The sequence below is a fragment of the Legionella stuttgartensis genome, from assembly GCF_977063405.2.
This window is the reverse complement of the sequence record NZ_CDRUHA020000109.1, coordinates 261,270-285,642: the sequence shown is the minus strand read 5'-3', so window position 1 is coordinate 285,642 and position 24,373 is coordinate 261,270. Positions and strand designations below refer to the sequence as shown.

The window sequence follows — 24,373 nt, the reverse complement described above, 5'->3', positions numbered from 1 at the left end:
CATTAACAGTTAGAAGGCTAATCAGCCTTCTTTCTCTTTATGGCTGAAAAAGCAGTTCCATTGCTAAACATAAATCTAAATTTCTTTTGTTACTAAGGTTAAACCCTGTTTATAGCTTCTACAAGCAAGCGTTTCTTCGCCAAGTTTTTCATGTAACTCCCCTTGAGCTTCATAGGCTAAAGCGGTAGGCTCTATCTCATTTGATTTTTCAAGATAATATTTGGCTTTCCCCCACAATTTTCGTTTCATGCAGATTTGACCCAAGCATAAATAAAGTGCCGCTGAATGGGCATTTTTTTTCAGTAATCCTTCGGCAAAAGCAAGTTGTTTTTCATCGATTGGTAATAGGCTATAAAGCCCAATCAATTGGGGACTGAGATCTTTGCGTAGCGCACGTCGTAATAGTTCATTTGCATTAGTAAAATCCGCATTTTTTAACAAGAAACGGACGTATTCCGCAATGATATTCGGCTCATTAATTAAAGCTTTAGGTAATGAATGAAAGAAGGTCTTCACCGGCTCGAGTTGATTTTGTTTTGCAAGATCAATAAGACGCTGTAAATAAGCATTATACTGTAGTAATTCAAATTCTTGTGGATTTATAACCTGATATTTTTTTAAGTCAGGCAGGATTTGAATGAGTTGTGGCCAGTCTTTTACTTCTTGATAAAGTTGCATTATAAGTTTTAAAACATAAGGATGGCGTGGGGCTATATCATGTAAGTGCTTCAGTGTCGCCAGGGCTTGTTCCCATTGATGATTTGCTAGTTGCAATTCCGCTTGGGTTAATTCCACGGCAATTTTAGCCTCAGGCATGGAGTGTTGCGCTTCACGTAGATAATCATCGCGTAATTGATTGTCCCCCATTTTTTGGGCGGCTCGTGCGGCAGTTAAATAATTAAGTAAAGGTGTATCAGTATTCGGTAAGGCTTGAATCAAATGATTTTTGGCTTTTAACCAATATCCTTCACTGTATTCAATTAATCCTTTTCTCGTAATTGCTTGTGCTTTTTGATTAAGTCTTTTCGAATGCCATTGAGCTAAGGTGCTTGGCGTATGAGAAATTTTCTGACATAAACGTAAAAGAAGATACATGAAAAGGAACAAAATAATGATGCTAAAGACAGCTACCCATAGAGTAGTTTCTATGGTCCATTGGTTTATAGCAATTAATACATAGCCTGGGTCTTTATTGAGTTGAATGCCTAAGGCCACGGAACCTAGTAAAATCAAGAAAGCCAAGAGAATACGCATCATTATTGATTTCCTCCTTGTCCGTCAGATTGAGTCCCTGGAGTCTTTTTTGTTTCAATCAATTCATTGAGCATCGGGAGTGCAGATCCCATTGCTGGTCGTTTTTGGGTTACATTCTTTTGTTGTAACTCAGTCAGTTTTTTGATTAAAGCAGCCGTGTTTGGCATGTTTTCATTAAAATGCATTTTAAGACTATTAATCGCTTGTTTTAGAACCAGTTGATAAACAAAGGGCTCATTATTAAGAACAGCCCACTGTGCTTCTTGGAGATTCAGTCGGAGTTTCTCTTTAAGTAATGCCTCAAATAACGGAGAAACCAAGGGTTCAATTCCTTGATCATGTCGTCGAATGACCACAAGTTTTTCCAGTGCATTTAAACTGCCTTGTAATCGTACTTTCCAGCTAGACGAATCATTTGATGGAGGCGTGCTATTTTCTGATGAGGAGGTATTTCCTTTTATCGGTAAAGGGATGCTCAGATCATTAATGCTATTTTGTGCTGCATCCAACTGACTCAGCAATCCGGCAATATCAACTGTGGGGAGGGCTTGAATTTGGGCTATATCTTTAGCTATTGCTTGTCTGATATTTAAAATTTTTGGATCGTTTAGTTGCTTTAATAGCTGATCTGATTGTTCCAGTAATGCTATTGTTGCATCGCTTTCATTGCTCCAGTGGGCATTGATTTGTGCTAATTCAAGATAATAGCGGGCCTTTAGGAGAAGCCAATCCTGATTTTGATAAAACTTTTGTTGCATGGCATTTTGTATTTGTTTGCTTAAATTTTCAAATTTTGCTTGCCACTGTGTTTGTATTTCTTCGGTCTTATTTTCTCGGGTGTTAGTGTGTTCTTCAGCTTGGACTTGGCTTTGCTCCAATTGTTGTAACTGGGTGGTAAAACTATTTTGCGTTTTACTTAATTGATGTTCCAGTTGATGATTCTTAAAAACAGTGTAAGCAGCAACACCTAGCGCTACTAATGCAACAACAAATGCTAAGATAGGTATTAGGTATTGATTTTTACACACTGGAGAATTACGTGTGGATTTCGTCTTTTCATTTGGCGAAGTAAGGGGTGTTCTTTTAACTTTTTGTACTTGTTCTTCGTTGCTGCTGGCCATAAGTTAATCCTTGTTTACGTAATCAAACAATGCATTTATTATTTGATTAGGGTTACAAACCTTAATATTTTTTATATTCATTGTTGAGGCAACCTGAGCCAGGCGCTCGCTAATTAGGAGCCATTTTTTATTACGGAGCCATTCCTGGGCCTCTTTTTCAAACAGTTTAAAAAGGTTATGCAGAGACTGTTCGCTTGTTAACAGTATAATGTCCACTAAATCATCGCGCCATATCGACTCAAGCAATTTCCGGCTAATTTGAGGAATAACCCTTTGATATACTTTAAGAGTAATCAGGTTCGCTCCTCGTTGTATTAATTGCTCCTCAATAAGCGGTCTGCCTCCTTCTCCCTTAAATAGTAGCACGTTTTGTTTGGCTGGTTGTTGTAATGTGTTTAATGCCAGTAAATGTTCACTGTCAGGTATATTGGGGATTGCGTGGACTTGGATGCCAAATTTTTGCAGTGCTGCAGCACTACCTTGACCGATTGCAATGACATGAATTGAAGAGGGCCATTTAATATGTTGCCTGTTTAATTGAGTAAAACAGTAATGAACCGCATTGGCGCTAATGAAAATGGCTTGGTCAACTTTGTTTAAGTCCGGTAATAGATTGAGCCAATCATTGTTTGTTGCTCTGATCTCTAGAGCAGGTAGTGCAATTACGACCCCTCCCACTTTGTGAATGCTTTGACTCAACTGCTGTGCCTGGTCTTGTGGACGAGTATTTAAAACTCGTAAACCGTGTAATGAGCGACTCATTTTGATACAGATGCAAGAAGGTTTGCTGCTCCTTGCGCTAGCAACGATTGGGCGCAAAGTTCAGCCAAGTGTGTTGCCTGCTCCAATGAGCCCATTTGCACGCTCTTAATAATTTGCGCGCCATCAGGAGTCAGAACTTTTGCTTGTAAAGAAAGCTGGTTGTTTTCTATTGGTACACAAAAAACTGCCAAAGGGACATGACAATTACCTCCCAAGAGGGCATTGACCTTTCGCTCTGCATGCACACAAATAGATGATACGGGATCATTAAGTTCGGCAACTAGCGCATGCATTTCGTGATCGTCAGTTCTACATTCGATTGCTAAAGCGCCTTGCCCACATGCAGGAAGCATTATTTGGGCGGATAGTTGTTCCTTTACGACATCGGTAAATCCCATGCGCTCAAGACCTGCCGCAGCAAGAATAATTGCTTGATACTCTCCTGACTTGAGCTTCTCAAGTCGAGTATTGATATTTCCTCTTAAGGACTTAACATTCAAATCTGGTCTGTAGGCTAATAATTGTGATTGCCGTCTAAGACTTGAGGTCCCAACAATAGAATGCGCAGGAAGTGTCTGTAAATCGGTATGTTGGTAGCTGACAAAGACATCAAATGGATTGTCCCTTTTGCAGATGGCTGCCAAACTGAGTCCTTCAGGAAACTCTGCGGGCATATCTTTTGAAGAGTGAACAGCAAAATCAGCTCTTTTGTCCAGCAAAGCTTCTTCAAGCTCTTTGACAAATAGACCCTTGCCGCCAACAGCGAGAAGTTTGTCCTTGATGAACTTATCTCCAGAGGTACTCATTGGTAATAGTTCAATCTGTAAATTCGGCCATTTATTTAACAATAAATCCCGGACATGATTGGCTTGCCACAAAGCCAAAGGGCTTTGACGGGTTGCTATACGTAGGGTTCTTGAGTACATATGATACTGCATTTTGGAGAGCATGCAGTATCATACTATGTTCATTACACAGATGCACGTACAGAAAGAGCGATAAAAATGTAAGTCCATCCATTTACAATCATATCAATAGCAATGAACATTCCTATAACCCATAAGCCACTAATTGGCCATTGCATGATGATTAATACACCCAGAATAATGGCAATAATTCCGGCAAATAATAGCCAACCCCAACCTTTGGCGTTTTTTAAAGAAAAGGCAAGAATGATTCGTGTGATGCCAATAACAATTAGAACACCCGCTAAGAGTGCAGTAATTAACGTAGATGCTAAAAAGGGATCATACAGAACAACACCAGCACCAATTAGATATAAAACAGCAATTATGGTTTGCCAGAAGATACCACTCCAGTCCCGATGTTTAAAAATATCAATAAAATGGGAGATCGCGGAAATAATTAATAAGACAGCAAAAAAATACATGCTAACTAAGGTTAAGCCAATAACCATGCTCAAGCCAATACAACCTAGAAAAACAAGTAATAGCCCTAACCCCAAAAGCCAACCCCAATTTCGTCTTAAAGTGTCTGGAGTGTATATCTCTTTTGTATTTGCCATATCCTTTCCTTATTTTAATACATCCGTACTCAATAATACTCATTAAAATATACCCTAGTTTTCAAAGAGTTGTCGAATAGAGTTGTAATTGGTTCTGGTTTGTCTGCCTGTAACCTAGGTGAAGCGCAGTGTACCGGGATCCATTTAGGTCACCCTAAAACTAGGGCCTCCTGGACCACCCCGGGGGCGTAGGTAAAGATGTGACCAGGCGAAAGGGCTTCGCCTGGTCTACAATAAAGGAGATTATTTATAATTATCGTAAAGAGCATAAGGTTTTTGTTTATAATAAGCCCAATAACGATCTCCATATGACCAATGCCAATATTCGTGACCATAATTAACGAAGCCTACCGTTTCTAAGACTTGACTCATGATTTGGCGATTTTTTTTTGCTTCGTGGGTAATAATTTCTGAGGCAGTTAATGACAGAGATCCATCTAAGTCTTCCATCCAATCTTTAGGATGAATTCCCATATCAATGGCCGTGCCTTGTTCATTGATTAAATAAACATCAATTGCAGCGCCTGTCGAATGAGGTGGTATATTGGGTGAACCATCCAAGTTGGTCACTGGGGAGACCAGGCGGGTTGTTTCAATAAAAATCTCTTCAGATGACCAATCGGGATGTTTATTTTTAACTTTTTCATAACGTGTGTCAAAAAGCAATTTTTGTAATGCCAGACTTCGATAACTTTCATACAAGCAAAAACTTAATCCTTGGGGTAATAGGGATTGGGCTTGGTTTAATTTCTCATAAACCGTTTTTCGCATTTTTGTGTAATCAGTATTATTCGGTATTTCTGGAGACGGGCCATAGCTGATTTCAGGATAATTGATTAAATCAATCATCGGATCGTGATTATCAATCACCGGAATGGCAACTATTTTAGGATCGGCAATGAGCAAAATAGGAGCGTGTATGGGGAAGTCTGACATTTCAAATCCTTATAGCTTATTTTTTGCCATAGAAGCGAATGCTTCTGCTGCATTTTTTCTGCTTTCTTCAATAGTTTGATCTTTGATATGGGTGGCAATCATCCAAGAGTACCCAAAAGGATCTTTAATTAGTCCAGCACGATCACCCCAAAACATGTCCTCTACCGGCATAAGTATTTGACCCCCAGCCGCAACCGCTTGTTGAAAGAACGAGTCTACATCAGAAACATATACAAAAAGTGTGATTGGTGATTTTCCATGAGTTTCAGCACTTTTGGAACAATGTTCTCCTTCCATTTCATCACCCATCATAATAATGGAGTTACCAATTTGAATCTGTGCATGCATTATGCCTTTCCCATCTAAGGAAGGAAAAATCTGCAGCGCTTTAGCATGAAATGCTTGTTTATAAAATTCAATTGCTTTTGCACAATTTTTAAAAGTAAAAGATGGTGTTACCGTATGAAAACCTTCAGGAATTGCTTGGACCATGGTTTTAGCTCCTCAATTTTTTGACGATTCATTATAGTTTGAAGATTGTTTCCTGGATACAAAATGATTTTCCTTTTATTTGGTTTTGATCCTGCTGGAAAAAAAACTCACTTCTAGGTATCATCCTAAATTATTATCATGAGGTGTATGGGCATGAGGTTGCAGTTTTTAATATTATTTTTTTGTTGTTCATTTGTGTTGTATGCAAGTGATGAATCGCAGCAACGAGAAATTCAATTAAGAATTCAACCTGTAGGAAAGGTAACCGTCCAAGGTCAGACTCAGACAGATAATAAAGCAGTTAGTAATGTAGAGACCAAAGAATCCGGACATGAAACATACCATCAATATTGTATTGTTTGTCATCGAGACGGTCTTGCGGGAGCGCCAAAATTTAGAAACGAACAGGATTGGAAACCGCGATTAGTCAAGAGAGAATTAAATGATTTACTTGCTTCTTCAATAAAAGGTTTAAATGCTATGCCTGCAAAAGGAACGTGTATTAAATGCAATGATGAGGATCTTAAGGCTGCTATATCCTATATGTTGCCAAAATCATGAGAAAACTTACTTATAAAAAAATTCAAACCTTCAATGCAATGCTAACCGTGTTTGTATTATTTGCTTCGTTCTACTTTCAATATGTTGTTGGCCTTATTCCTTGTCCCTTATGCATCATGCAGCGCGTTTGTGTCTTTTTGTTGTTGGCAGTTATGGGCTTAAGCTTTCAAACTTTAAAAAAAGCGCACATTATCAGCTTGTTGCAAATCATTATTTCGTGTGCCGGCTTATTTTTTGCGATACGTCAATTATGGTTACAGTCTTTACCTGCTGGAGAAGCACCTGCGTGTATGCCCGGCCTGGATGTTTTAATTCGTTATTTCCCTTGGCAAACGGTGGTAAAAACTTTATTTTGGGGGAGCGGTGATTGTGCTGAGGTGAGTTGGCGGATGTTAGGAATCTCAATGCCTGGGTGGAGTGCTCTATACTTTTTATTCATGGCACTCATGGGATGTTTCTTGTTCTGGCATACTCGACGAAGTGCGCTTCAGGAAGAGTTGAGCTGAGGTAAAGTGAAGCAGAAACTAGGTTAAGTCGTTTCATTCATTCACTAAAATCAAGGAATCATCTTTATTCTTTTCAGCTTCATGAGAACCTAAATTGTTTTTGAAGTATTGAACTGCAGATTTTGGCTAACAGTAGCAGGGTCGCATTCTTGTCCTATTGGGGATAAATATGATTTGGGCTGAGTTGTTTCCGGATGTGCGAAGCGAAGCATCTGATTTTTAAAATGAACAATACGAGCGGCTGATTCTGGTGATTGAGATAAAGTGATTTTTTGCAATAATTCCAGCAATACATGCCGTGGCTGGTGACAGATGATCAACATATCACAACCTGCGTTAAGAGCTTCCTCCGTCCGGGTCATTAAATTGCCAATATCGGCGCCAGTCATGCTTAAGCAATCGCTTAAAATCAAACCTGTGAATTCCAATTCATGACGTAATATTTCCTGCAACCAAATGCTTGAAAAGCCAGCGGGTTTATTTGCATCAACTGCCTTATAAGTTACGTGCGCGGGCATGATAGCGCTAAGTAACCCTTTGTTGATCAGCTCGATAAACGGTTTTAAATCTTTGTTTTTCAACTCATCCATCGAGGTAAGAGATACGGGCATTGTACTATGTGAGTCGCCACTCACCGAACCGTGTCCTGGAAAATGTTTGGCAACTGCGGGCATGCCAGCGGCATTCATTCCTTCAATAAAAGCCCCTGCTAAAGCAACAATTACATCAGGATTATGGTGAAAAGCTCGATCTAGGCGTGCAATAATAAGACTTTTATCATGTAGGTCAAGGATCGGAGCAAGGCTTAAATCTACACCGCAAGTTTGTAGATCTTTGGCCATAATTTCGCCGTATTGTCGTGCAAGTTTGATGCCGACTTCCGGATTAAGATCATATGCATCCCCATAAACACGAGGAGCAGGCAAAGCACGAAATCCCTGACGCAAAAAGCGTTGCACAAAACCCCCTTCATGATCGGTAGTTATAAAAATATGGGGATTGATTTCGCGGATTTCATCAATTAAAAGTTCCAGCTGTTGTGGACTTGAAAAGTTACGAGTGAACAAAATCACGGAACCGATTAAAGGATGTTTTATGATTTCCCGTTCAATATCTGAAAGTTCAGTACTTTCTATATCGATCATGAATAAATTAGAATTTGAACTGGGCATACATATATATCCTTTTTAGAATTTTGGATGAATAGGATCATGCTTCCATAGATTTTGCGCATGATATCATAAATTAGAGTTCTTTCGAAACTTACTGGAGTGGCAAATTGTTTCGTTGATTAGGGGTGGATCCTCATCAATTCCAGGTATAATCTGGTTTTTTACGCTACTTCTTATCGGTCTATTGTTTACTGCAGGGTATGTAAAAGAAAACTATTGATTAATTATTAACAAGCCTAATGCTGGTAATCTGAGTTTGACTTAGCTATTATCGGCATTTTTGAATTATTTCTATCCGATGAAAACCTTTTCTTGCGATGTGTTGCATAAACACTCCTCTACTCAAGCGCGAGTGACGCGTGTAACTACGGCTCATGGTGAATTTATAACCCCAGTTTTTATGCCGGTTGGTACGCGTGCTGGTGTAAATAATATGACTCCCACTGAATTGCATGATGCACACAGTCAAATCATTTTAGGGGGAAATACCTATCATATGTTGTGTGCTCCAGGTATGGATGTCATCGAAAAAGCAGGGGGAATGCATCCTTTTATGGGATGGCATGGACCGATGTTAACGGATAGTGGGGGCTTTCAGGTTTTTAGTTTATCCAAGAATAAAGAAATTTGTACGATTGATGAGGAAGGTGCACATTTTCGATTACCGGGGAGTCAGCGGTTAATTCATATGACGCCGGAAATGTCCTTAGAAACCCAAAAAATTATTGGTGCGGATATTATTATGGCCTTTGATCAGTGCACGCCAGATAGTTGCACTAAAGATGAGGTCAGTCATATTATGACGCGTACACATCGTTGGTTGAAACAATCCATGAATTATCATCAACAATATCCAACTTCCCGATATGGTTATGAGCAAGCACTTTTTGGCATTATTCAAGGAGGGACTTTTAAAGATTTACGTCGTGAAAGTGCAGATTTTATCTCTTCTATGAATACCGAAGGAATTGCAATTGGCGGTGAAACAATTGGTTTTGATATGCAAACCACTGTGGAAGTTATTCGTTGGGTACGCGATTATTTACCAGAAAATAAACCACGATATACCATGGGGGTGGGAATGTCCCCTCAGGACCTTTTGGATGTGGTCGCAGAAGGAATTGATATGTTCGATTGTGTCGCGCCGACACGTAATGCTCGGCATGGGTCTTTATATTGCGGTGAGTTGATTCGAGAAGGCAATTGGTTTCGCTTTGCCAGTGAGTATGAGAATGAACGAATTCAAATAAAAAAATCCTGTTTTGCTGATGACATGTCGCCAATTATGGCGCAATGTACGTGTTACACTTGCCGTAATTACTCTCGTTCTTATTTACATCAGTTAACAAAACAAAAAGCAAATTTATTTACAGCATTGGCAAGCATTCATAATGTTCATGTAATGCATGATGTTTGTGATAAAATGCGAGAGTTAATAATTAATGAAAGTGCCAATTAAAAGGCACTTGCATTTATGTCATATTCATATAACGAATAATATCTTGTAAAAAGCATTGTCTTTTTACATATATTAAGATCATCAATTAATTTAAAAAATGACAGGAGATATTAATGGTTGTAATTAGCACATCTAAAGGTGATATTCATCTACAGTTAGATACAGAAAATACTCCAGCTACAGCAGAAAATTTTCTTAATTATGTGCGCAGTGGTTTTTACGATAATACAATTTTCCATCGTGTTATTGCCGGTTTTATGATTCAAGGTGGTGGGCTTGATTCAGAGATGAAACAAAAATCAACTCGCGAGCCTATTAAAAATGAAGCTAAGAATGCGAAGCTAAACAAACGCGGTTCTATTGCAATGGCAAGAACTATGGACCCTCATTCTGCAACAGCGCAATTTTTTATTAATGTTGCTGATAATGCATTTTTGAACTACAGCGGCGATCATATGCAGGGTTATGGATATTGTGTATTTGGTGAGGTTGTTGAAGGTATGGATGTTGTTGACGCGATTGCTAAAGTTAAGACTGGGCAACGTATGGGACACGCTGATGTGCCTGATGAAGAAGTAAGTATTATCGCAGTTAAAGAAGTCTAAGAGGGCTTGGTAACCTGGGTGAAGCGAAGCAAACCCGGGTTTCACCCAGGATATTTCCCGTGCGTCGCTTCATCAGGCTACATTTCTAAAATTCTGTTTACTCTATGATTTTCTTTTCCGCTTTTTAATACTTTCCGAATAATCAAATATTGGTATTTCAATATGGAAAAAAATGGCTAATAGTCGTGTAGTAAAAATACTAATGAGTGTAATAATCACGTTGAGATTTTCTGAAATATTAAAATAGTTGAGGGTAGTAAACAGTACTGCTCCCGCCAAAGCAATAACTGCATAAAGTTCTTTTCTTAATACTAAAGGGATGTCATTGCAGAGAATATCCCGTAACATACCCCCACAAATGCCCGTGACCATACCACTAATAATGGCAATGCTTGGTGATAAACCATGATTGAGTGCTTTTTGCGTGCCAATAATTACAAAAGTAGATAATCCCAATGCGTCGAGAATTAAAAATATTTTCATGATGCGAATTAATGAATGGGCAATGAATATAGTCAGGAATGCACATATTGATGTGTACAGTAAATATTCAGGATGAATAACCCAAGTTAGAGGATAAGTATTAAAGAGAGCATCTCGAACAGTACCACCACCTAATGCAGCGATACTCGCAATCAACATAACACCAAAAAAATCCATTTTTTTACGACCGGCCGCTAACGCGCCGGTGATTGCTTCAACACAAATACCAATGATGAAAAGACCGTGGAGTAACATATAAACTCAGTGTGTTTTTAAAATGCAATGATACCACTATTCGGTCAAACGACGAAATATATGGAACGGAGTTCTTGTTCCATTAGGTGGATCAGCAGGCAAATTTGATTTGAGATTATCTTACTAGCGAAGAATCCCTCATCTCCGGTTGTTTGTTTGCCAACTTGTTATAATAACATACAATTTAGAGGGTGTAAATTTCGACGACTACGGTAATGATAGGATAAAGATAACAAGTTTGTTATTGAGAGAAATTTAATGGTTTGTAGGAGAATAAATATCAAACATATTACAAGGAAATTATCATGAGGGATCAAAATTCTAGTAACCTTGTTGTAGTCGCAGTAATTGCGATGGTGATTATAGTATTTATTGGTTTGTATTTTATTTTCGCAAAAATAGAAACTTCGCCTACTGGAACTGGAGAAAGTATAAACGTTAATGCCCCAACAGGTCAGGCACAAAAAATTGAAGTACCCAAGATTGAAAAGCCGGTAATAGAAGCCCCTGCTCCTAAAGAAAGTGGTGGTGGAAATCAAAATCAATGAGTTAGGGTTATTTTAAGATGAAATCATCTTGAGCTTGGGCGCCGACCTGAATGAGCACATAGGTTTAAATTAACGCTCTCTTAATGTGCGTTGAATTATAGGATGGTCATTATTTCTTTGTTGGCCATCTTATAAGAGTCATTTTATTATGCTCCATATGAATGACTAAAGTGTTTCAGCGAGGCTAAAGCCAAGTCAATAATTTTTTTTGACTGTTCTTCATCTGCATTAATTAGACTGACATCATGGATCAATTCAATTAAAAAATTGGGTATTTCTTGTTCTGGAAGCATATCGTTATAAAGGCTGGACGCTTTAGAGAAAATATAATGAAGTAAATTTTTATTAATAGATATTTTTTCTTGGGCAATTCCTTGGTCATTTTGGGAGTCGCCAAATAACAACCATCCTGGTGAAATATGAAGTTTCGTTGCGATTCCTACTAATTTAACGGGATCAGGAATGGCTTCGCCGCGAAGATACTTTCGGCATATTTGTAAGGAATAGCCTGTAATTTCTGCTAGCTTATGAATGCAAACACCCGAAGTAGACCGTTGTGAATTAAATCCTGCTGCGATCATGGCATCACGCAGGCGTTCAGCGAACTGTTTTGCTAGGTTAACTTTTTCCATAGTGGTATAGATCCCCCAATTTAAAAGTAAATAAATTATAATCAATAGAAACAAAACATGCAAAAAATATATGAATTCGAAACTTAAGGTTTCCATTGGAAACTTATAGTTGACATAAAAGACAAACGAAGTATAATTCCAGCGAAACCTATGGAAAGGTTCTTTTTAGTCCAATAAAGAAATAGTGATATACGATGGAAAAAATATCATAGTACAGTCCAATAGAGAAAAGGTGGATAACTCATAGCGGTTCACCTCGCATATCTTGGCTTGAATGGTTCCCCTCCATTTGAGCCTTTCTATCAAGTTCTTAACTGATTTTAATAGAAAATCTCTATGAAATTATAAGGTAACTAGACTTTAATTTAAGACAGGGAATATCCATAACCTATTTGATTTATATGTCATTTTAATAAATTGACTAATAAGTTAATAGAATTAGCAAGCGTTATTTGTTCTTGCTCATCCAAAGATCGGAGGTTTTCATTAAGTCTGTTATGGAGCAGATAGGGGGAGGCATGAACAAAATCTTTTCCCTTATCAGTAATATCAATATAAATAATACGGCGGTCTTTATTGTCTCGAGTACGATGAATCAATTCTTTTTCTTCCAGCCTATCGATTACTCCCACCAAAGTGCTCATTGATAGATAGACTTTTTTAGAAAGAGTAGAGATGGTCATAATCCCATTTTCATAAATTTCATACAAACAGATGATTTGCGGTACGGTTAAACCATAACATTTGTTTAATCGTCTGGAATGAAAATCCATTTCTTGCATTATTTTGCGTAAGGCTAGAATAATGCTTTTAGAACGCTGTTCAGATTGGATTTCAAAATCAATATTTGGATTTATTTGATTGGGCTCAATAGTGTTCATCGATTGTCTTATAAAAATTCAAGGTTGAAATTGAACGTATTAACCATTACTATTTAAAATGATTTGTGTGCGAATTATTTCAACAGATATGAATATTTAAGGGTATATTTATTGTACATCACTATTTAAATCAACTGTATAGAGCTCCTCAAAAATATTAAAGAGGGACTTTCAACATACTATTCCAGCTATCAATAATAAAAAGAAGGATTAATTATGCAAAGTCAACTCAACGAATCCTTGTCTACGCAAACCCAAGATACTGTATTCGGTTCAAAAGAAGAAATTCAATTTAACAGTGGCGGAATACTGACTTTGGGAGTAGAAGTTGAACTGCAACTTATTGATTCTGAAACCTATAATCTATGTTCTCGAGCAGAAGAAGTCTTGAAGGCTATGTCTCACCTTGAGAAGGTTAAGCCAGAATTTTATTTAAGTACAATCGAAGTAAATACTGCTAAATGCAATCTTGTGCAAGAAGTTGAAGAGGACCTGTCTGCTTCACTATTTGAACTTCAACATGTTGCGAAAAAACTTGGAATCTTGCTTGCAACCACTGGATCTCATCCTTTTTCTAAATATGCCGATTGGCATATCTCGCCTACAACTCGTTATCAGGAGTTGATTGATCGCAATCAATGGCTTACTCGTCGTATGAGCGTATATGGACTGCATGTGCATTTAGGTATGTCCAGTGGAGAAGAATGCATCCGATTTAACAATTTTTTCATGTATTTTTTACCGCACTTATTAGCGCTGTCTTCAAGCTCCCCTTTTTGGCAAGGAATTGATACGGGACTCTCTTCTTGTCGTCCAACCACCTATGAAGCTCTTCCTACAGCCGGGCAACCTTATCATGTACGCTCATGGCAGGATTTCGAATATCTATATAAGACACTTAAGGCCTGTGGATCTATAAAATCACTTAAAGATTTATGGTGGGATCTAAGACCCAGTCCAAATTTTGGGACGCTTGAAATCCGTGTTTGTGATGGTACGGCTACATTAGCAGAAACATTAGCTCTAGTAGCATTCATTCATACTCTCGCCCATTGGTTTGCTGATAATGGAGGTTGGCTGGAAGCAGTCGCTTATCCTCCTTATTGGCTTTCTCGAGAAAATAAATGGCGGGCCATTCGCCATGGCTTAGACGCTGAGTTAGTAATGAATACTGATGGTAAAATAAAACTAATGCGCGATGATTTGCAAGAGTGGCTTGAGAAATTAAAACCATACATTGAGCAGCTGAATTATCGAAACTATTTTGCAACGCTTGAAGAGATTATGGCCTCAGGAACAAGCTCTGAGCGACAACGAAAAGTATTTGCTTATAATAATTGCTTTCAAGAGGTGGTGAAACACAATATAAATGAGTTTTTATTGCAAGCGCCATTATATAGACGTGAACTGGCCATTTCATAAAATTGGGACCTAGTAAAAGCAATTGCGCCTTTTTAACACGATCAAGATGGATTCATCCGTTTTTTCTAGGTAAATGATTGCTTTGTAATATCACCTTATTATATACTTCACCCCAATGTGTATGCAGGTCGTTTTATAGGCACGTAGCTCAGTGGTAGAGCACCACCTTGACATGGTGGTGGTCGGTGGTTCGATCCCACTCGTGCCTACCATGCAACTAAATCGTATTCCAGGAGCGCCCGCTTTCATTTGGGATGATGCTTAAGATTGACTCCTCTTAAATTAAGGTTTAAGCCCTGCCATGCAGGGTTTTTTTTTGAAAAGAAGTGCTTACGGATAAAATTATGCCAAACATTAAATTGCCTGATGGAAGTATAAAACATTTTGAAGCGCCTTTAACTGTTTATGAGGTCGCTCATAGCATAAGTCCTGGCTTAGCTAAAGCTGCCATAGCAGGCCGTATCAATGATCGCTTAGTCGATACTTCTTTCCTTATTGAGAATGATTGTGCATTAGTCATCCTTACAGAAAAACAAGATGAAAGCCTTGAAGTAATTCGTCATTCTACGGCACACTTATTAGCACAAGCGGTTAAAAGTCTTTTCCCAACTGCACAGGTCACTATCGGTCCTGTTATTGAAGATGGCTTTTATTATGATTTCGCCTTTCAAAGACCTTTTACTCCAGAAGATTTAGAGTCCATCGAAGCGAAAATGATGGAATTAGCCAAAGCGAATTATCCTGTGACGCGTAGAGAATTACCCCGTGATGAGGCAATTAAATATTTCAAGAGTATTGGCGAAGAGTACAAAGCTAAAATTATTGCAGATATTCCTAAAGATGAAGTGTTGTCTTTGTATAAGCAAGGTGATTTTGAAGACCTTTGTCGTGGTCCTCATGTGCCCTCCACAGGATTTTTGAAGGCATTTAAGCTGACTAAATTAGCGGGAGCTTACTGGCGCGGTGACTCCAATAACGAAATGTTGCAACGTATTTATGGTACAGCTTGGGCTGATAAGAAATCGTTGACCGATTATTTATTTCGTCTGGAAGAAGCTGAAAAACGCGATCATCGGAAATTAGGGAAAAGCTTAGAGTTATTCCACTTCCAGGATATCGCACCTGGGATGGTATTTTGGCATCCCAAAGGTTGGACAATTTATCAAGAGCTCGAACGCTATATGCGTCATCGATTGGTTGATTTTGGTTACCAAGAAATTAAAACACCCCAATTAGTTGATAAGGTTCTTTGGGAAAAATCAGGTCACTGGGCTAATTTTAGAGACGAGATGTTTGTCACTGAAACTGAAAATCGTCACTATGCAGTTAAGCCAATGAATTGTCCATGCCATGTGCAAGTATTCAATCAAGGGTTAAAAAGTTATAGAGATTTACCCTTAAGATTATCGGAGTTTGGTAATTGTCATCGTTGTGAACCTTCAGGTGCATTACATGGTTTGATGCGTGTTCGTAATATGGTTCAAGATGATGCTCATATCTTCTGTACAGAAGATCAAATTCAATCCGAAGTAGCGATGATGCTCGAGCTGGTTCAGTCTGTGTATGCTGATTTTGGCTTTGATCAGATTAAATATCGATTGGCATTACGTCCTGAAAAGCGAGTTGGTAGTGATGATGTTTGGGATAAAGCAGAAGCGGCTTTAAAGCAAGCAATGAAAGATCGCAATATAGAATGGGTTGATGCTCCAGGTGAAGGGGCGTTTTATGGGCCTAAAATTGAGTGTTCTTTAGCTGATTGTTTAGGTAGAATTTGGCAGTGTGGAACCATACAAGTTGATTTTTCGATGCCTGGTCGTTTGGATGCCTCATATGTGGCTGAAGATGGTAGCAAACAAATTCCTGTTATGTTACATCGTGCAATTTTAGGTTCGTTTGAGCGTTTCATGGGAATTTTGATAGAACATTACGCAGGAAAATTTCCTTTGTGGTTGTCCCCGGTGCAAGCGATAGTACTAACAATTAGCGAAAAACAGAATGAGTATGCCCAAAAGGTTACCCAAATTTTACAAAAAAGAGGTATTCGTGCCAACTATGACTTGAGAAATGAGAAGATTGGCTTTAAAATTCGCGAACATACTTTGCAAAAAGTACCTTATCTTTTAGTGATAGGGGATAAAGAAGTTGAATCAAACCAAGTCGCAGTGCGCTCTCGTGAGGGAACAGACTTAGGTGTGATGACAATAGATACAATTTGTGATACCTTGGCGCAAGAAATTGCTCGAAAAGGATCAATTGCTATTAACAAGCAGGGGGGATTAAACCATTAGTGCACCAACTAAGCGTGAAAATGATCGCGCACGAATTAATGAACAGATCAATGTACCTGAGGTACGCTTAATTGATGTCGATGGTAATCAGGCAGGAATTGTCTCAACACGTGAAGCCCTGCGAGCAGCGGAAGAAGGTGGATTGGACCTGGTGGAAATATCTCCCACAGCCAAGCCTCCTGTATGCCGTATCATGGATTACGGTAAGTTTCTCTTTGAACTGAGCAAAAAACAAGCTGAAGCGAAGAAAAAGCAAAAGCAAATTCAGGTCAAAGAATTGAAATTCCGTCCTACGACGGAAGATGGGGATTATCAGGTCAAGCTACGCAACCTGATCCGTTTCCTAAATCATGGTGATAAAGTCAAAATTACGCTGCGTTTTCGTGGTCGTGAAATGGCTCATCAAGAACTCGGTATGAAGATTCTTGAGCGTTTACAGCAAGATACAGCTGAATTTGCTGTTGTCGAACAGCAAGCAAAACGCGAAGGAAGACAATTACTGATGGTGTTATCACCCAAAAAAACTAAGTAGCTGAACAAATGCGGAGTATATTGTTATGCCGAAGTTAAAGTCACATCGCGGAGCGTCTAAACGCTTCCGTAAGACAGCAAGTGGCGCGATTAAACGTCGTGGTGCTTATAGAAACCATATCCTCACCAAGAAGTCTACTAAGGCGAAGCGTCATTTGCGCGTAGAGTCTGGTACTTTGAAGCCATGCGATGCTCGTTTAGCAGAACGCATGTTGCACGGTAGTTAAGGGGGGAATGAAGAATGCCAAGAGTTAAACGTGGTGTGACAGCGAAAGCACGTCACAAGAAAGTTTTAGACCAAGCCAAAGGTTATTACGGAGCCCGTAGCCGGACCTACCGCATGGCTAAACAAGCAGTAATTAAAGCGGGTCAATATGCTTATCGCGATCGACGTCAGAAAAAACGTCAATTCCGTGCATTGTGGATTACTCGTATTAATGCACAAGCTCGTGAGTGCGGATTATCATACAGCCGTTTAATTGATGGATTGAAAAAAGCATCAATTGATCTGGATAGAAAAGTATTGGCTGATCTAGCTGTTCATGACAAAATAGCTTTTGCTGCAATTGCTGAACAAGCTAAGGCTGCATTAGCAAAATAATCTATTTAAAGTACTTAATGACGCGCATTGCTCTGGGTGAAGCGTAGCGGAACCCAGAATACATTCAATTAAGTGCTAAAAAGATGAAATTTATTTTAAGGAGGCTGCGGCCTCCTTTTTACTTGTGGGTATAATTATGCAGGATATCATCACCATACAAGAGCAAGCTTCTGAAGCAATTAAGAATGCACAAGATGTATCTGGATTAGAGTCAATTCGTGTTGATTTTCTAGGTAAGAAAGGCAAGCTGACTGAAATTTTAAAAGGACTGGCTCATTTATCCGCCGAAGAGAAACCTAAAGTAGGTCAATTAGTAAATCAGGCAAAACGTGAAATCAGTACTTTGATTGAAACCAAAATGCTTGAACTCAAAGAAAAGCAACTATTAGAAAAACTTTCAGCTGAGCGTATTGATGTGACTCTTCCTGGACGTAAGAAAGAGAGTGGTTCCTTACACCCTGTAACTCAAGTGAAACATCGAATTAATGAGTTTTTTAGCCGTATGGGTTTTGATATTGTTGATGGTCCGGAAATAGAAACTGAATTTTATAATTTCGAAGCACTAAATATTCCTGGACATCATCCAGCACGTGCAATGCACGATACTTTTTATTTTGGTGATGGCCGTTTATTGAGAACGCATACTTCCCCAGTTCAAATTCGTGCTATGGAACAACGCAAACCTCCTTTTCGTTTAATTGCGCCTGGCCGTGTCTATCGATGTGATTCTGATTTGACTCATACCCCCATGTTCCATCAGGTTGAGGGTTTGTTGATTGACAAGCAGGCTACTTTAGCAAGTTTAAAAGGCTTACTCCAAGATTTGTTTGCTGATTTCTTCGGTCGAAAATTAGCTTTGCGGTTTAGACCTTCCTATTTCCCATTCACAGAGCCATCGGCAGAAGTTGATATTGAATGTACCCAATGCAGTGGTAAAGGATGTCGCTCTTGCAAGTTTACTGGATGGCTTGAAGTTTTAGGCTGTGGCATGGTGCATCCCAATGTGCTTAAGGCTGTGAATATTTCTCCTGACGAATATCAAGGTTGGGCATTTGGCATGGGAATGGATAGATTGGCAATGTTATATTATGGAATAGATGACTTACGGATGATGTTTGAAAATGATCTTACTTTTTTAAGTCAATTTTAAGAAGTTTTGCACTGTTGATCTGTTGTTTTCAGTATTGTGGTCCGGGAGCGGAGTAAGCTCTGCGGACCTAATAAAAAGTTTAATCCGGTGGTAAGGACTATAAATGAAATTAAGTAAATTATGGTTGCGTGAATGGGTAAATTACTCATTAACTGAGCAAGAATTAGCAAGTCAACTGACTATGGCGGGCCTGGAAATAGATGCAGTGAGTCCGGTAGCAGGTGAGTTTACTCAGGTAATCGTTGCTGAAGTTCTTAGTACCAAACCTCATCCCAATGCAGATAAATTAACTGTATGTGAAGTCAATGCAAATATGGATAAACCGTTACAAATTGTCTGCGGCGCTTCCAACGTACGAGCCGGGTTAAAAGTAGCGTTGGCTATGATTGGCGCACGTTTGCCAGGAGGCTTTAATATTAAAGAATCCAAATTACGAGGTGAATTATCTCAAGGAATGCTCTGTTCTGTCAGCGAGTTAGGAATGGCTGAACAATCTGAAGGCATCATGGAGTTAGAAAGCGATGCACCAGTAGGGATGGATTTACGCGAATATTTGACTCTTGATGATCATATTTTTGATATTGATTTAACCCCCAACCGAGCTGATTGTTTTAGCGTTTTAGGTATCGCTCGTGAAGTAGCGGTTTTAAACAAATTACCCTTATTAGAAAAAACAATTTCTGAGGTGACACCCAGTATCGATGACGCTCTTCCAATACAGTTAAAAAGTCCAGATGCTTGTCCGCGATACTGTGGCCGTGTAATTCGTAACATAAATCCTAAGGCCACTACACCATTATGGATGAGTGAGCGTTTACGTCGCAGTGGTATTCGTACATTGCACCCAATTGTAGATGTTATGAATTATGTAATGATTGAATTAGGTCAGCCCATGCATGCTTTTGATTTAGCAACAATCAACGGTGAAATTAATGTGCGTTTTAGTAATAATCAAGAACAGTTAGTGTTGCTTGATGGTCAAGAATTAACATTAAATGAAAAAGTATTGGTTATAGCTGATCAAGATAAACCTTTGGCGATGGCTGGGATCATGGGTGGAGAAGTAAGTTCAGTACAAGCGCATACCCAAGACGTATTTTTAGAAAGTGCCTATTTTAATCCGATTGTTATTGCAGGCGTAGCAAGAAAATTTGGTTTATTCAGTGATTCATCTCAACGTTATGAACGAGGAGTCGATCCATGCTTGCAAATGAAAGCTCTTGAACGAGCTACTGCATTAATTTTAGAAGTCGCAGGTGGAGAGGTAGGACCAGTTATTGAAGCTCACGATAAAAAATATCTACCAGAAACGGTCTGTTTTTCTTTTGATACAGATAAAGTGAAAAAATTAACTGGACTTAGTATTTCATTACAAGAAATGAAAAGTTTATTAGAAGGACTCGGTGTGGTAGTGGGTAAAGACCATAATAATTTTCTTGAGGTCACTATTCCTTCTCACCGTTTTGATATCAAATATGATGTCGATTTAGTCGAAGAAATCATCCGCCTTTATGGTTATGATAATTTACATGCACAGCCTACCACTACATTAGTACAGGCTGGGAAAGCATGCGGTAATGAAGAAATAGCAGCGAAGCTATCTCATTGGTTCAGTAATAGAGGGTATCATGAAACGATAAGTTACAGTTTTGTTGATCCTGAATTACAACGTGAACTCTATCCAAACAAAGAATTTATGCAGTTGCTTAATCCAATTTCCTCTGAACTATCGCAAATGCGTGCGGGGATGTGGCCAGGATTGATTGCATCAATGATTTATAATGTTCATCGTCAGCAAAATGCAGTTAAGTTTTTCGAAATCGGTGTGGTTTTTGATGTGAACAAAGAGCAACTTATTGAGCGCCCTTGTATTGCCGGTTTATTGATGGGAGAGCAAGGGAGTGTCAATTGGAGTGAGCCTACTCGAGTCTTTGATTTTTTTGATTTAAAAGGCGATCTTCAATCTTTATTTGCTTCACTTAAATTAAAACAAGTCGAGTTCATAGCGGCAGCCCATGATGCGTTACATCCCGGGCAATCAGCCCAGATACATATTAATGGTGTTCCCGCTGGATGGATAGGGATGTTAAATCCACGCTTTGCAGATGCATTAGATTTGCAAGAGGATGTTTTACTATTTGAAATCAATTTAGCGGCATTAATTGGGCATGAATCACCTCGTTATAAAACGATTTCTAAATACCCACAAATTCGCCGCGATTTGTCATTCTTGGTTGATGCAGAAATCAGCATTATGCAGATTGAATCAGCTGTCAGAGAGACCATAAAAGAAAATTGGTTAAAATCTTTTGATGTATTTGATGTCTACACCGGTGAAGGAGTTCCACAAGGAAAGAAAAGCATTGCCGTTGCTATGACTTTGCAAGATGAAAGTCGGACTTTAGTTGATGCCGAGATAAATTCTTTAATTAGTGCTATAATCAACATGTTAGAAAACAAATTTTCAATCATATTGAGGGAATAATCGTGAATGCACTAAGCAAAGCAATAATGGCAGAAACCCTGTGTGATGAATTAAAACTGTCCAAGCCTGCATCAAAGGAAATGGTCGAGAATTTTTTTGAAGAATTGCGACATGCTCTTGAGCATGGGCATCACGTAAAATTATCAGGATTTGGTAATTTTACATTAAGGGATAAGCCACAAAGGCCGGGTAGGAACCCAAAAACTGGAGAAGAAATTCCAGTAGTAGCCAGGAGGGTTGTCACTTTTAAACCTGGTTTGAAGTTAAAAACAAAAATTGAATCTATAGGAAAGTAGTCCATTGGCCTATTATAATAAACATGTTCTCATATGCACCAATCAAAAGGCTGCAGGCAAGCAATGCTGCGCAAATACCGGTGGTGAACCTTTTTTTGATTATATGAAATCACGACTTTTGGAACTGGAGATGCATGGTCCGGGTAAAGTTCGTGTAAGTAAATCTGGTTGTCTTGGGCGATGCAGTTCTGGCCCATGTATTGTGATTTACCCTGAAGGCGTGTGGTACAGCTATTCGTCTTTTGCTGATATTGATGAAATTATTGAGCAGCATTTAATTTCTGGCAACATTGCAGAGCAGTTATTAATTGACCAGGAATAATGGATAGAGCCATGTGTAGTCTGGATGTCTTGAGGCAGAACCCAAAATTGAAATTATGAAACGTTTAGATTTCTGGGGCTCTTCTTCAGCGCATTGCCATTAAGTTAAGTAACTATAGTGTTTTCTCTTCGTTCTGCGCAAACAGCAGTAGGCAGGATAAGGTAATAACCATTAACTTAATGATGATGTCGTTTTGCTTCATCCAGATTAAACAATAGAACAAAAATTATTATGATTCTTGTTTGAAATTTGTTATATTTACGCGGATTTAATTAATTGTTTATAAATTTTTATCCTTTTTTACTTGTAGGATGTTTCTGTTTTGGTTAAAATCGCCCGTCCATGATAGAAGATTACCAATTTAGGCGGTTCGGAGTTCATTTAATGAAGACATTTAGTGCCAAAGGCCATGAAGTCAAACGTGACTGGTTAGTGGTTGATGCCAGCGACAAAGTTTTGGGTCGCTTAGCAAGTGAGATTGCTCGTCGTTTACGTGGCAAGCATAAAGCTGAGTATACCCCCCATGTTGATACTGGCGATTACATCGTAGTTACTAATGCGGAAAAGGTTATTGTGACCGGCCGTAAATTTACCAACAAGATGTACTATCGTCATACCGGATATCCTGGTGGAATAAAATCAGATAGTTTTGAAAAATTACAGGCTAGAAATCCTGTTCGAATTATTGAACTTGCTGTTAAAGGCATGTTACCAAAAAATCCTTTAGGTAGAGAGATGTATCGTAAGCTAAAAGTATATGCTGGCAACGAACATCCACATACTGCACAGCAACCCAAGCAACTTGATATTGAGGAATAAGTATTATGGCTGAAGTGAAGCAATACTACGGCACAGGTCGTAGAAAAAGTTCAACAGCTCGTGTTTTTTTACGTCCAGGTAAAGGCGAGATCAAAGTAAATGGCCGTACTTTACAGGAATATTTTTGCCGTGAAACTTCTTGCATGGTTGTAATGCAGCCACTTGAAACCGTTGACCTTGTTAATAAATTTGATGCTTATATTACAGTATCTGGCGGTGGTGTTTCTGGCCAAGCAGGTGCTGTGCGTTTGGGTATCGCAAGAGCATTAGTTGCTTATGATGAAGCAGGATTAGCAGAAGATGCTGAGCCTAGTCCAAATTCTGTTCGTAGAAGATTACGTGCACGTGGTTTATTAACTCGTGATTCACGTCGTGTTGAAAGAAAGAAAGTGGGCTTGCACAAAGCACGTCGTGCAACTCAATACTCAAAACGTTAATCGTTTATTGGTTAAAAAACCCCGCTTCTGCGGGGTTTTTTATTTCACGTAGCCTGGATGCAGCGAAGCGGAACCGGGAAATCTTAGCCTTTTCATGATTGTAATTCCAGGTGCGCATTTCATTCTGGTTACAACATTACATAAGCAAAATGATATGGTGAATGTAAATACGGATCCTGATCGTGAACAGGATAAAAACGATCGTGTAGATGAAGATCGTCGCCAATTTTTGTTAACTACGACCTGTGTATTAGGAGGTATAGGCGCTTTATGTGCTTTAACCCCCTTTGTTGCTTCTTGGTTACCAAGCGCCAAAGCTCAAGCTGAAGGTGCGCCTGTACATGTTGATTTAAGTAAATTGGAACCAGGTGAGCAGGCGGTTGTTGAATGGCGCGGTAAACCTGTATGGATAATTAGACGAACCAAAGAAATGTTGCAGCGTTTGACAACGGATTCTTCAAGACTACGTGATCCAAATTCTGTAACGAGACAGCAGCCTTCATATGCAAAAAACGAGTTTCGTTCAATTAATCCGGAATACTTGGTTCTTATAGGGATTTGTACGCACCTGGGGTGTTCTCCAAAATACAAACCCAATCTGGGCGATTTAGGGCCTGACTGGCCAGGTGGTTTTTTCTGCCCTTGCCATGGTTCTACTTTCGATCTTTCCGGTAGGGTTTTTAAAGATGTCCCTGCGCCCATTAATATGGAAGTGCCACCATACTATTTTATCGATCAGCATACTCTTGTTATTGGTGAGGACAAAGCATAAATTCTAGGTCCACATAATCGGTAACCTGGGGGCAGCGAAGCGGAACCCGGGATGATAA

General features: G+C 39.0%; 28 protein-coding genes and 1 tRNA gene. 18 read left to right on the top strand and 11 right to left on the bottom strand.

Annotation, left to right across the window (positions count from 1 at the left end; translation table 11 throughout):
* Positions 1 to 75: 75 nt before the first annotated feature.
* From ACWTEW_RS36020 to ACWTEW_RS35990, 7 genes are all read right to left on the bottom strand, one after another.
* Positions 76 to 1,257, bottom strand: coding sequence for a heme biosynthesis HemY N-terminal domain-containing protein (locus ACWTEW_RS36020; RefSeq protein ID WP_454782786.1), 1,182 nt, complete (start codon positions 1,255 to 1,257; stop codon positions 76 to 78).
* The gene (locus tag ACWTEW_RS36015) at positions 1,257 to 2,375 is read right to left on the bottom strand and encodes a uroporphyrinogen-III C-methyltransferase (protein ID WP_454782785.1); all 1,119 of its coding nucleotides are present in this window, start codon (positions 2,373 to 2,375) and stop codon (positions 1,257 to 1,259) included. The genes ACWTEW_RS36020 and ACWTEW_RS36015 overlap by 1 nt, the downstream gene beginning before the upstream one ends.
* A gap of 3 nt (positions 2,376 to 2,378) precedes the next feature.
* Positions 2,379 to 3,137 carry a uroporphyrinogen-III synthase gene (locus ACWTEW_RS36010; RefSeq protein ID WP_454782784.1) on the bottom strand — a complete coding sequence of 253 codons (759 nt, stop codon included), beginning with the start codon at positions 3,135 to 3,137 and terminating at the stop codon, positions 2,379 to 2,381.
* Positions 3,134 to 4,063 carry a hydroxymethylbilane synthase gene (gene hemC, locus ACWTEW_RS36005; RefSeq protein ID WP_454782783.1) on the bottom strand — a complete coding sequence of 310 codons (930 nt, stop codon included), beginning with the start codon at positions 4,061 to 4,063 and terminating at the stop codon, positions 3,134 to 3,136. Before hemC ends, ACWTEW_RS36010 begins: the two co-directional genes overlap by 4 nt.
* 44 nt (positions 4,064 to 4,107) lie before the next feature.
* Positions 4,108 to 4,662 (bottom strand): HdeD family acid-resistance protein, encoded by a 555-nt coding sequence (locus tag ACWTEW_RS36000; RefSeq protein ID WP_454782782.1) that lies wholly within the window; start codon positions 4,660 to 4,662, stop codon positions 4,108 to 4,110.
* Between the two features lie 243 nt (positions 4,663 to 4,905).
* Positions 4,906 to 5,598 carry a M15 family metallopeptidase gene (locus ACWTEW_RS35995; protein ID WP_454782781.1) on the bottom strand — a complete coding sequence of 231 codons (693 nt, stop codon included), beginning with the start codon at positions 5,596 to 5,598 and terminating at the stop codon, positions 4,906 to 4,908.
* Positions 5,599 to 5,607: 9 nt separating this feature from the next.
* A complete protein-coding gene (locus tag ACWTEW_RS35990; protein ID WP_454782780.1) occupies positions 5,608 to 6,090 on the bottom strand; it encodes a VOC family protein in 483 nt (160 codons plus the stop codon).
* Between the two features lie 153 nt (positions 6,091 to 6,243).
* Here ACWTEW_RS35990 and ACWTEW_RS35985 point away from each other — a divergent pair, with 153 nt between their 5' ends.
* Positions 6,244 to 6,651, top strand: coding sequence for a c-type cytochrome (locus tag ACWTEW_RS35985; RefSeq protein WP_454782779.1), 408 nt, complete (start codon positions 6,244 to 6,246; stop codon positions 6,649 to 6,651).
* Positions 6,648 to 7,157 (top strand): disulfide bond formation protein B, encoded by a 510-nt coding sequence (locus ACWTEW_RS35980; protein ID WP_454782778.1) that lies wholly within the window; start codon positions 6,648 to 6,650, stop codon positions 7,155 to 7,157. The genes ACWTEW_RS35985 and ACWTEW_RS35980 overlap by 4 nt, the downstream gene beginning before the upstream one ends.
* Positions 7,158 to 7,246: 89 nt before the next feature.
* Here the strand turns inward: ACWTEW_RS35980 and nagZ are convergent, their stop codons facing one another.
* A complete protein-coding gene (nagZ, locus tag ACWTEW_RS35975) occupies positions 7,247 to 8,329 on the bottom strand; it encodes a beta-N-acetylhexosaminidase (RefSeq protein ID WP_454782777.1) in 1,083 nt (360 codons plus the stop codon).
* Positions 8,330 to 8,627: 298 nt separating this feature from the next.
* Here nagZ and tgt point away from each other — a divergent pair, with 298 nt between their 5' ends.
* On the top strand, positions 8,628 to 9,788 hold the full coding sequence (gene tgt / locus ACWTEW_RS35970; protein ID WP_454782776.1) for a tRNA guanosine(34) transglycosylase Tgt: 1,161 nt from the start codon (positions 8,628 to 8,630) through the stop codon (positions 9,786 to 9,788).
* Between the two features lie 113 nt (positions 9,789 to 9,901).
* On the top strand, positions 9,902 to 10,393 hold the full coding sequence (locus ACWTEW_RS35965) for a peptidylprolyl isomerase (RefSeq protein ID WP_454782775.1): 492 nt from the start codon (positions 9,902 to 9,904) through the stop codon (positions 10,391 to 10,393).
* 102 nt (positions 10,394 to 10,495) lie between these two features.
* Here the strand turns inward: ACWTEW_RS35965 and ACWTEW_RS35960 are convergent, their stop codons facing one another.
* Positions 10,496 to 11,131 carry a trimeric intracellular cation channel family protein gene (locus tag ACWTEW_RS35960; protein ID WP_454782774.1) on the bottom strand — a complete coding sequence of 212 codons (636 nt, stop codon included), beginning with the start codon at positions 11,129 to 11,131 and terminating at the stop codon, positions 10,496 to 10,498.
* A 305-nt stretch (positions 11,132 to 11,436) separates the two neighbouring features.
* Between ACWTEW_RS35960 and ACWTEW_RS35955 the strand changes: the two genes are divergently transcribed.
* Complete coding sequence (locus ACWTEW_RS35955; protein WP_454782773.1) at positions 11,437 to 11,679, top strand: hypothetical protein; 243 nt, start codon at positions 11,437 to 11,439, stop codon at positions 11,677 to 11,679.
* Positions 11,680 to 11,825: 146 nt separating this feature from the next.
* On the opposite strand, the gene ACWTEW_RS35950 is transcribed toward ACWTEW_RS35955, so the two are convergent.
* Both ACWTEW_RS35950 and ACWTEW_RS35945 read right to left on the bottom strand, forming a co-directional pair.
* On the bottom strand, positions 11,826 to 12,311 hold the full coding sequence (locus ACWTEW_RS35950; RefSeq protein WP_454782772.1) for a helix-turn-helix domain-containing protein: 486 nt from the start codon (positions 12,309 to 12,311) through the stop codon (positions 11,826 to 11,828).
* 404 nt (positions 12,312 to 12,715) lie between these two features.
* Positions 12,716 to 13,192 (bottom strand): MarR family winged helix-turn-helix transcriptional regulator, encoded by a 477-nt coding sequence (locus ACWTEW_RS35945; RefSeq protein WP_454782771.1) that lies wholly within the window; start codon positions 13,190 to 13,192, stop codon positions 12,716 to 12,718.
* Positions 13,193 to 13,408: 216 nt separating this feature from the next.
* Here ACWTEW_RS35945 and ACWTEW_RS35940 point away from each other — a divergent pair, with 216 nt between their 5' ends.
* The 13 genes from ACWTEW_RS35940 (at position 13,409) to petA (ending at position 24,315) form a co-directional block, all read left to right on the top strand.
* Entirely contained in the window at positions 13,409 to 14,614 is a 1,206-nt protein-coding gene (locus tag ACWTEW_RS35940; RefSeq protein WP_454782770.1) for a carboxylate-amine ligase, read from the top strand.
* Positions 14,615 to 14,751: 137 nt separating this feature from the next.
* Positions 14,752 to 14,826 (top strand) — tRNA-Val (locus ACWTEW_RS35935).
* A gap of 132 nt (positions 14,827 to 14,958) precedes the next feature.
* Complete coding sequence (thrS, locus tag ACWTEW_RS35930) at positions 14,959 to 16,902, top strand: threonine--tRNA ligase (protein ID WP_454782769.1); 1,944 nt, start codon at positions 14,959 to 14,961, stop codon at positions 16,900 to 16,902.
* Positions 16,898 to 17,434, top strand: a complete 537-nt coding sequence (gene infC / locus ACWTEW_RS35925) for a translation initiation factor IF-3 (protein WP_110143594.1) — start codon at positions 16,898 to 16,900, stop codon at positions 17,432 to 17,434. Before thrS ends, infC begins: the two co-directional genes overlap by 5 nt.
* Before the next feature lie 25 nt (positions 17,435 to 17,459).
* Positions 17,460 to 17,660 (top strand): 50S ribosomal protein L35, encoded by a 201-nt coding sequence (gene rpmI, locus ACWTEW_RS35920; protein ID WP_454782768.1) that lies wholly within the window; start codon positions 17,460 to 17,462, stop codon positions 17,658 to 17,660.
* A gap of 14 nt (positions 17,661 to 17,674) precedes the next feature.
* The gene (gene rplT / locus ACWTEW_RS35915; protein ID WP_058468783.1) at positions 17,675 to 18,034 is read left to right on the top strand and encodes a 50S ribosomal protein L20; all 360 of its coding nucleotides are present in this window, start codon (positions 17,675 to 17,677) and stop codon (positions 18,032 to 18,034) included.
* Positions 18,035 to 18,170: 136 nt separating this feature from the next.
* On the top strand, positions 18,171 to 19,184 hold the full coding sequence (gene pheS / locus ACWTEW_RS35910; protein ID WP_454782767.1) for a phenylalanine--tRNA ligase subunit alpha: 1,014 nt from the start codon (positions 18,171 to 18,173) through the stop codon (positions 19,182 to 19,184).
* A gap of 103 nt (positions 19,185 to 19,287) precedes the next feature.
* Positions 19,288 to 21,669 carry a phenylalanine--tRNA ligase subunit beta gene (gene pheT / locus ACWTEW_RS35905; RefSeq protein ID WP_454782766.1) on the top strand — a complete coding sequence of 794 codons (2,382 nt, stop codon included), beginning with the start codon at positions 19,288 to 19,290 and terminating at the stop codon, positions 21,667 to 21,669.
* 2 nt (positions 21,670 to 21,671) lie between these two features.
* Positions 21,672 to 21,965 carry an integration host factor subunit alpha gene (locus tag ACWTEW_RS35900; protein WP_019234608.1) on the top strand — a complete coding sequence of 98 codons (294 nt, stop codon included), beginning with the start codon at positions 21,672 to 21,674 and terminating at the stop codon, positions 21,963 to 21,965.
* 4 nt (positions 21,966 to 21,969) lie between these two features.
* Positions 21,970 to 22,287, top strand: coding sequence for a (2Fe-2S) ferredoxin domain-containing protein (locus ACWTEW_RS35895; protein WP_454782765.1), 318 nt, complete (start codon positions 21,970 to 21,972; stop codon positions 22,285 to 22,287).
* A gap of 384 nt (positions 22,288 to 22,671) precedes the next feature.
* Positions 22,672 to 23,106 carry a 50S ribosomal protein L13 gene (gene rplM / locus ACWTEW_RS35890; protein ID WP_058468779.1) on the top strand — a complete coding sequence of 145 codons (435 nt, stop codon included), beginning with the start codon at positions 22,672 to 22,674 and terminating at the stop codon, positions 23,104 to 23,106.
* A 5-nt stretch (positions 23,107 to 23,111) separates the two neighbouring features.
* Positions 23,112 to 23,543 (top strand): 30S ribosomal protein S9, encoded by a 432-nt coding sequence (gene rpsI, locus ACWTEW_RS35885; RefSeq protein ID WP_454782764.1) that lies wholly within the window; start codon positions 23,112 to 23,114, stop codon positions 23,541 to 23,543.
* Between the two features lie 154 nt (positions 23,544 to 23,697).
* Entirely contained in the window at positions 23,698 to 24,315 is a 618-nt protein-coding gene (gene petA, locus ACWTEW_RS35880; RefSeq protein ID WP_454782806.1) for a ubiquinol-cytochrome c reductase iron-sulfur subunit, read from the top strand.
* Positions 24,316 to 24,373: the final 58 nt, after the last annotated feature.

Bases quoted from the DNA above. Each gene is read 5' to 3' on its own strand.
- hemC (WP_454782783.1), bottom strand. From the start codon at position 4,063: ATGTACTCAAGAACCCTACGTATAGCAACCCGTCAAAGCCCTTTGGCT.
- tgt (WP_454782776.1), top strand. From the start codon at position 8,628: ATGAAAACCTTTTCTTGCGATGTGTTGCATAAACACTCCTCTACTCAA.
- nagZ (WP_454782777.1), bottom strand. From the start codon at position 8,329: ATGCCCAGTTCAAATTCTAATTTATTCATGATCGATATAGAAAGTACT.
- ACWTEW_RS35980 (WP_454782778.1), top strand. From the start codon at position 6,648: ATGAGAAAACTTACTTATAAAAAAATTCAAACCTTCAATGCAATGCTA.
- ACWTEW_RS35985 (WP_454782779.1), top strand. From the start codon at position 6,244: ATGAGGTTGCAGTTTTTAATATTATTTTTTTGTTGTTCATTTGTGTTG.
- ACWTEW_RS36015 (WP_454782785.1), bottom strand. From the start codon at position 2,375: ATGGCCAGCAGCAACGAAGAACAAGTACAAAAAGTTAAAAGAACACCC.
- ACWTEW_RS35945 (WP_454782771.1), bottom strand. From the start codon at position 13,192: ATGAACACTATTGAGCCCAATCAAATAAATCCAAATATTGATTTTGAA.
- ACWTEW_RS36020 (WP_454782786.1), bottom strand. From the start codon at position 1,257: ATGATGCGTATTCTCTTGGCTTTCTTGATTTTACTAGGTTCCGTGGCC.
- ACWTEW_RS35955 (WP_454782773.1), top strand. From the start codon at position 11,437: ATGAGGGATCAAAATTCTAGTAACCTTGTTGTAGTCGCAGTAATTGCG.
- pheS (WP_454782767.1), top strand. From the start codon at position 18,171: ATGCAGGATATCATCACCATACAAGAGCAAGCTTCTGAAGCAATTAAG.
- rplM (WP_058468779.1), top strand. From the start codon at position 22,672: ATGAAGACATTTAGTGCCAAAGGCCATGAAGTCAAACGTGACTGGTTA.
- rplT (WP_058468783.1), top strand. From the start codon at position 17,675: ATGCCAAGAGTTAAACGTGGTGTGACAGCGAAAGCACGTCACAAGAAA.
- ACWTEW_RS35950 (WP_454782772.1), bottom strand. From the start codon at position 12,311: ATGGAAAAAGTTAACCTAGCAAAACAGTTCGCTGAACGCCTGCGTGAT.
- ACWTEW_RS36010 (WP_454782784.1), bottom strand. From the start codon at position 3,137: ATGAGTCGCTCATTACACGGTTTACGAGTTTTAAATACTCGTCCACAA.
- rpsI (WP_454782764.1), top strand. From the start codon at position 23,112: ATGGCTGAAGTGAAGCAATACTACGGCACAGGTCGTAGAAAAAGTTCA.
- petA (WP_454782806.1), top strand. From the start codon at position 23,698: ATGGTGAATGTAAATACGGATCCTGATCGTGAACAGGATAAAAACGAT.
- rpmI (WP_454782768.1), top strand. From the start codon at position 17,460: ATGCCGAAGTTAAAGTCACATCGCGGAGCGTCTAAACGCTTCCGTAAG.
- ACWTEW_RS35940 (WP_454782770.1), top strand. From the start codon at position 13,409: ATGCAAAGTCAACTCAACGAATCCTTGTCTACGCAAACCCAAGATACT.
- ACWTEW_RS36000 (WP_454782782.1), bottom strand. From the start codon at position 4,662: ATGGCAAATACAAAAGAGATATACACTCCAGACACTTTAAGACGAAAT.
- ACWTEW_RS35960 (WP_454782774.1), bottom strand. From the start codon at position 11,131: ATGTTACTCCACGGTCTTTTCATCATTGGTATTTGTGTTGAAGCAATC.
- ACWTEW_RS35995 (WP_454782781.1), bottom strand. From the start codon at position 5,598: ATGTCAGACTTCCCCATACACGCTCCTATTTTGCTCATTGCCGATCCT.
- ACWTEW_RS35990 (WP_454782780.1), bottom strand. From the start codon at position 6,090: ATGGTCCAAGCAATTCCTGAAGGTTTTCATACGGTAACACCATCTTTT.
- ACWTEW_RS35965 (WP_454782775.1), top strand. From the start codon at position 9,902: ATGGTTGTAATTAGCACATCTAAAGGTGATATTCATCTACAGTTAGAT.
- pheT (WP_454782766.1), top strand. From the start codon at position 19,288: ATGAAATTAAGTAAATTATGGTTGCGTGAATGGGTAAATTACTCATTA.
- thrS (WP_454782769.1), top strand. From the start codon at position 14,959: ATGCCAAACATTAAATTGCCTGATGGAAGTATAAAACATTTTGAAGCG.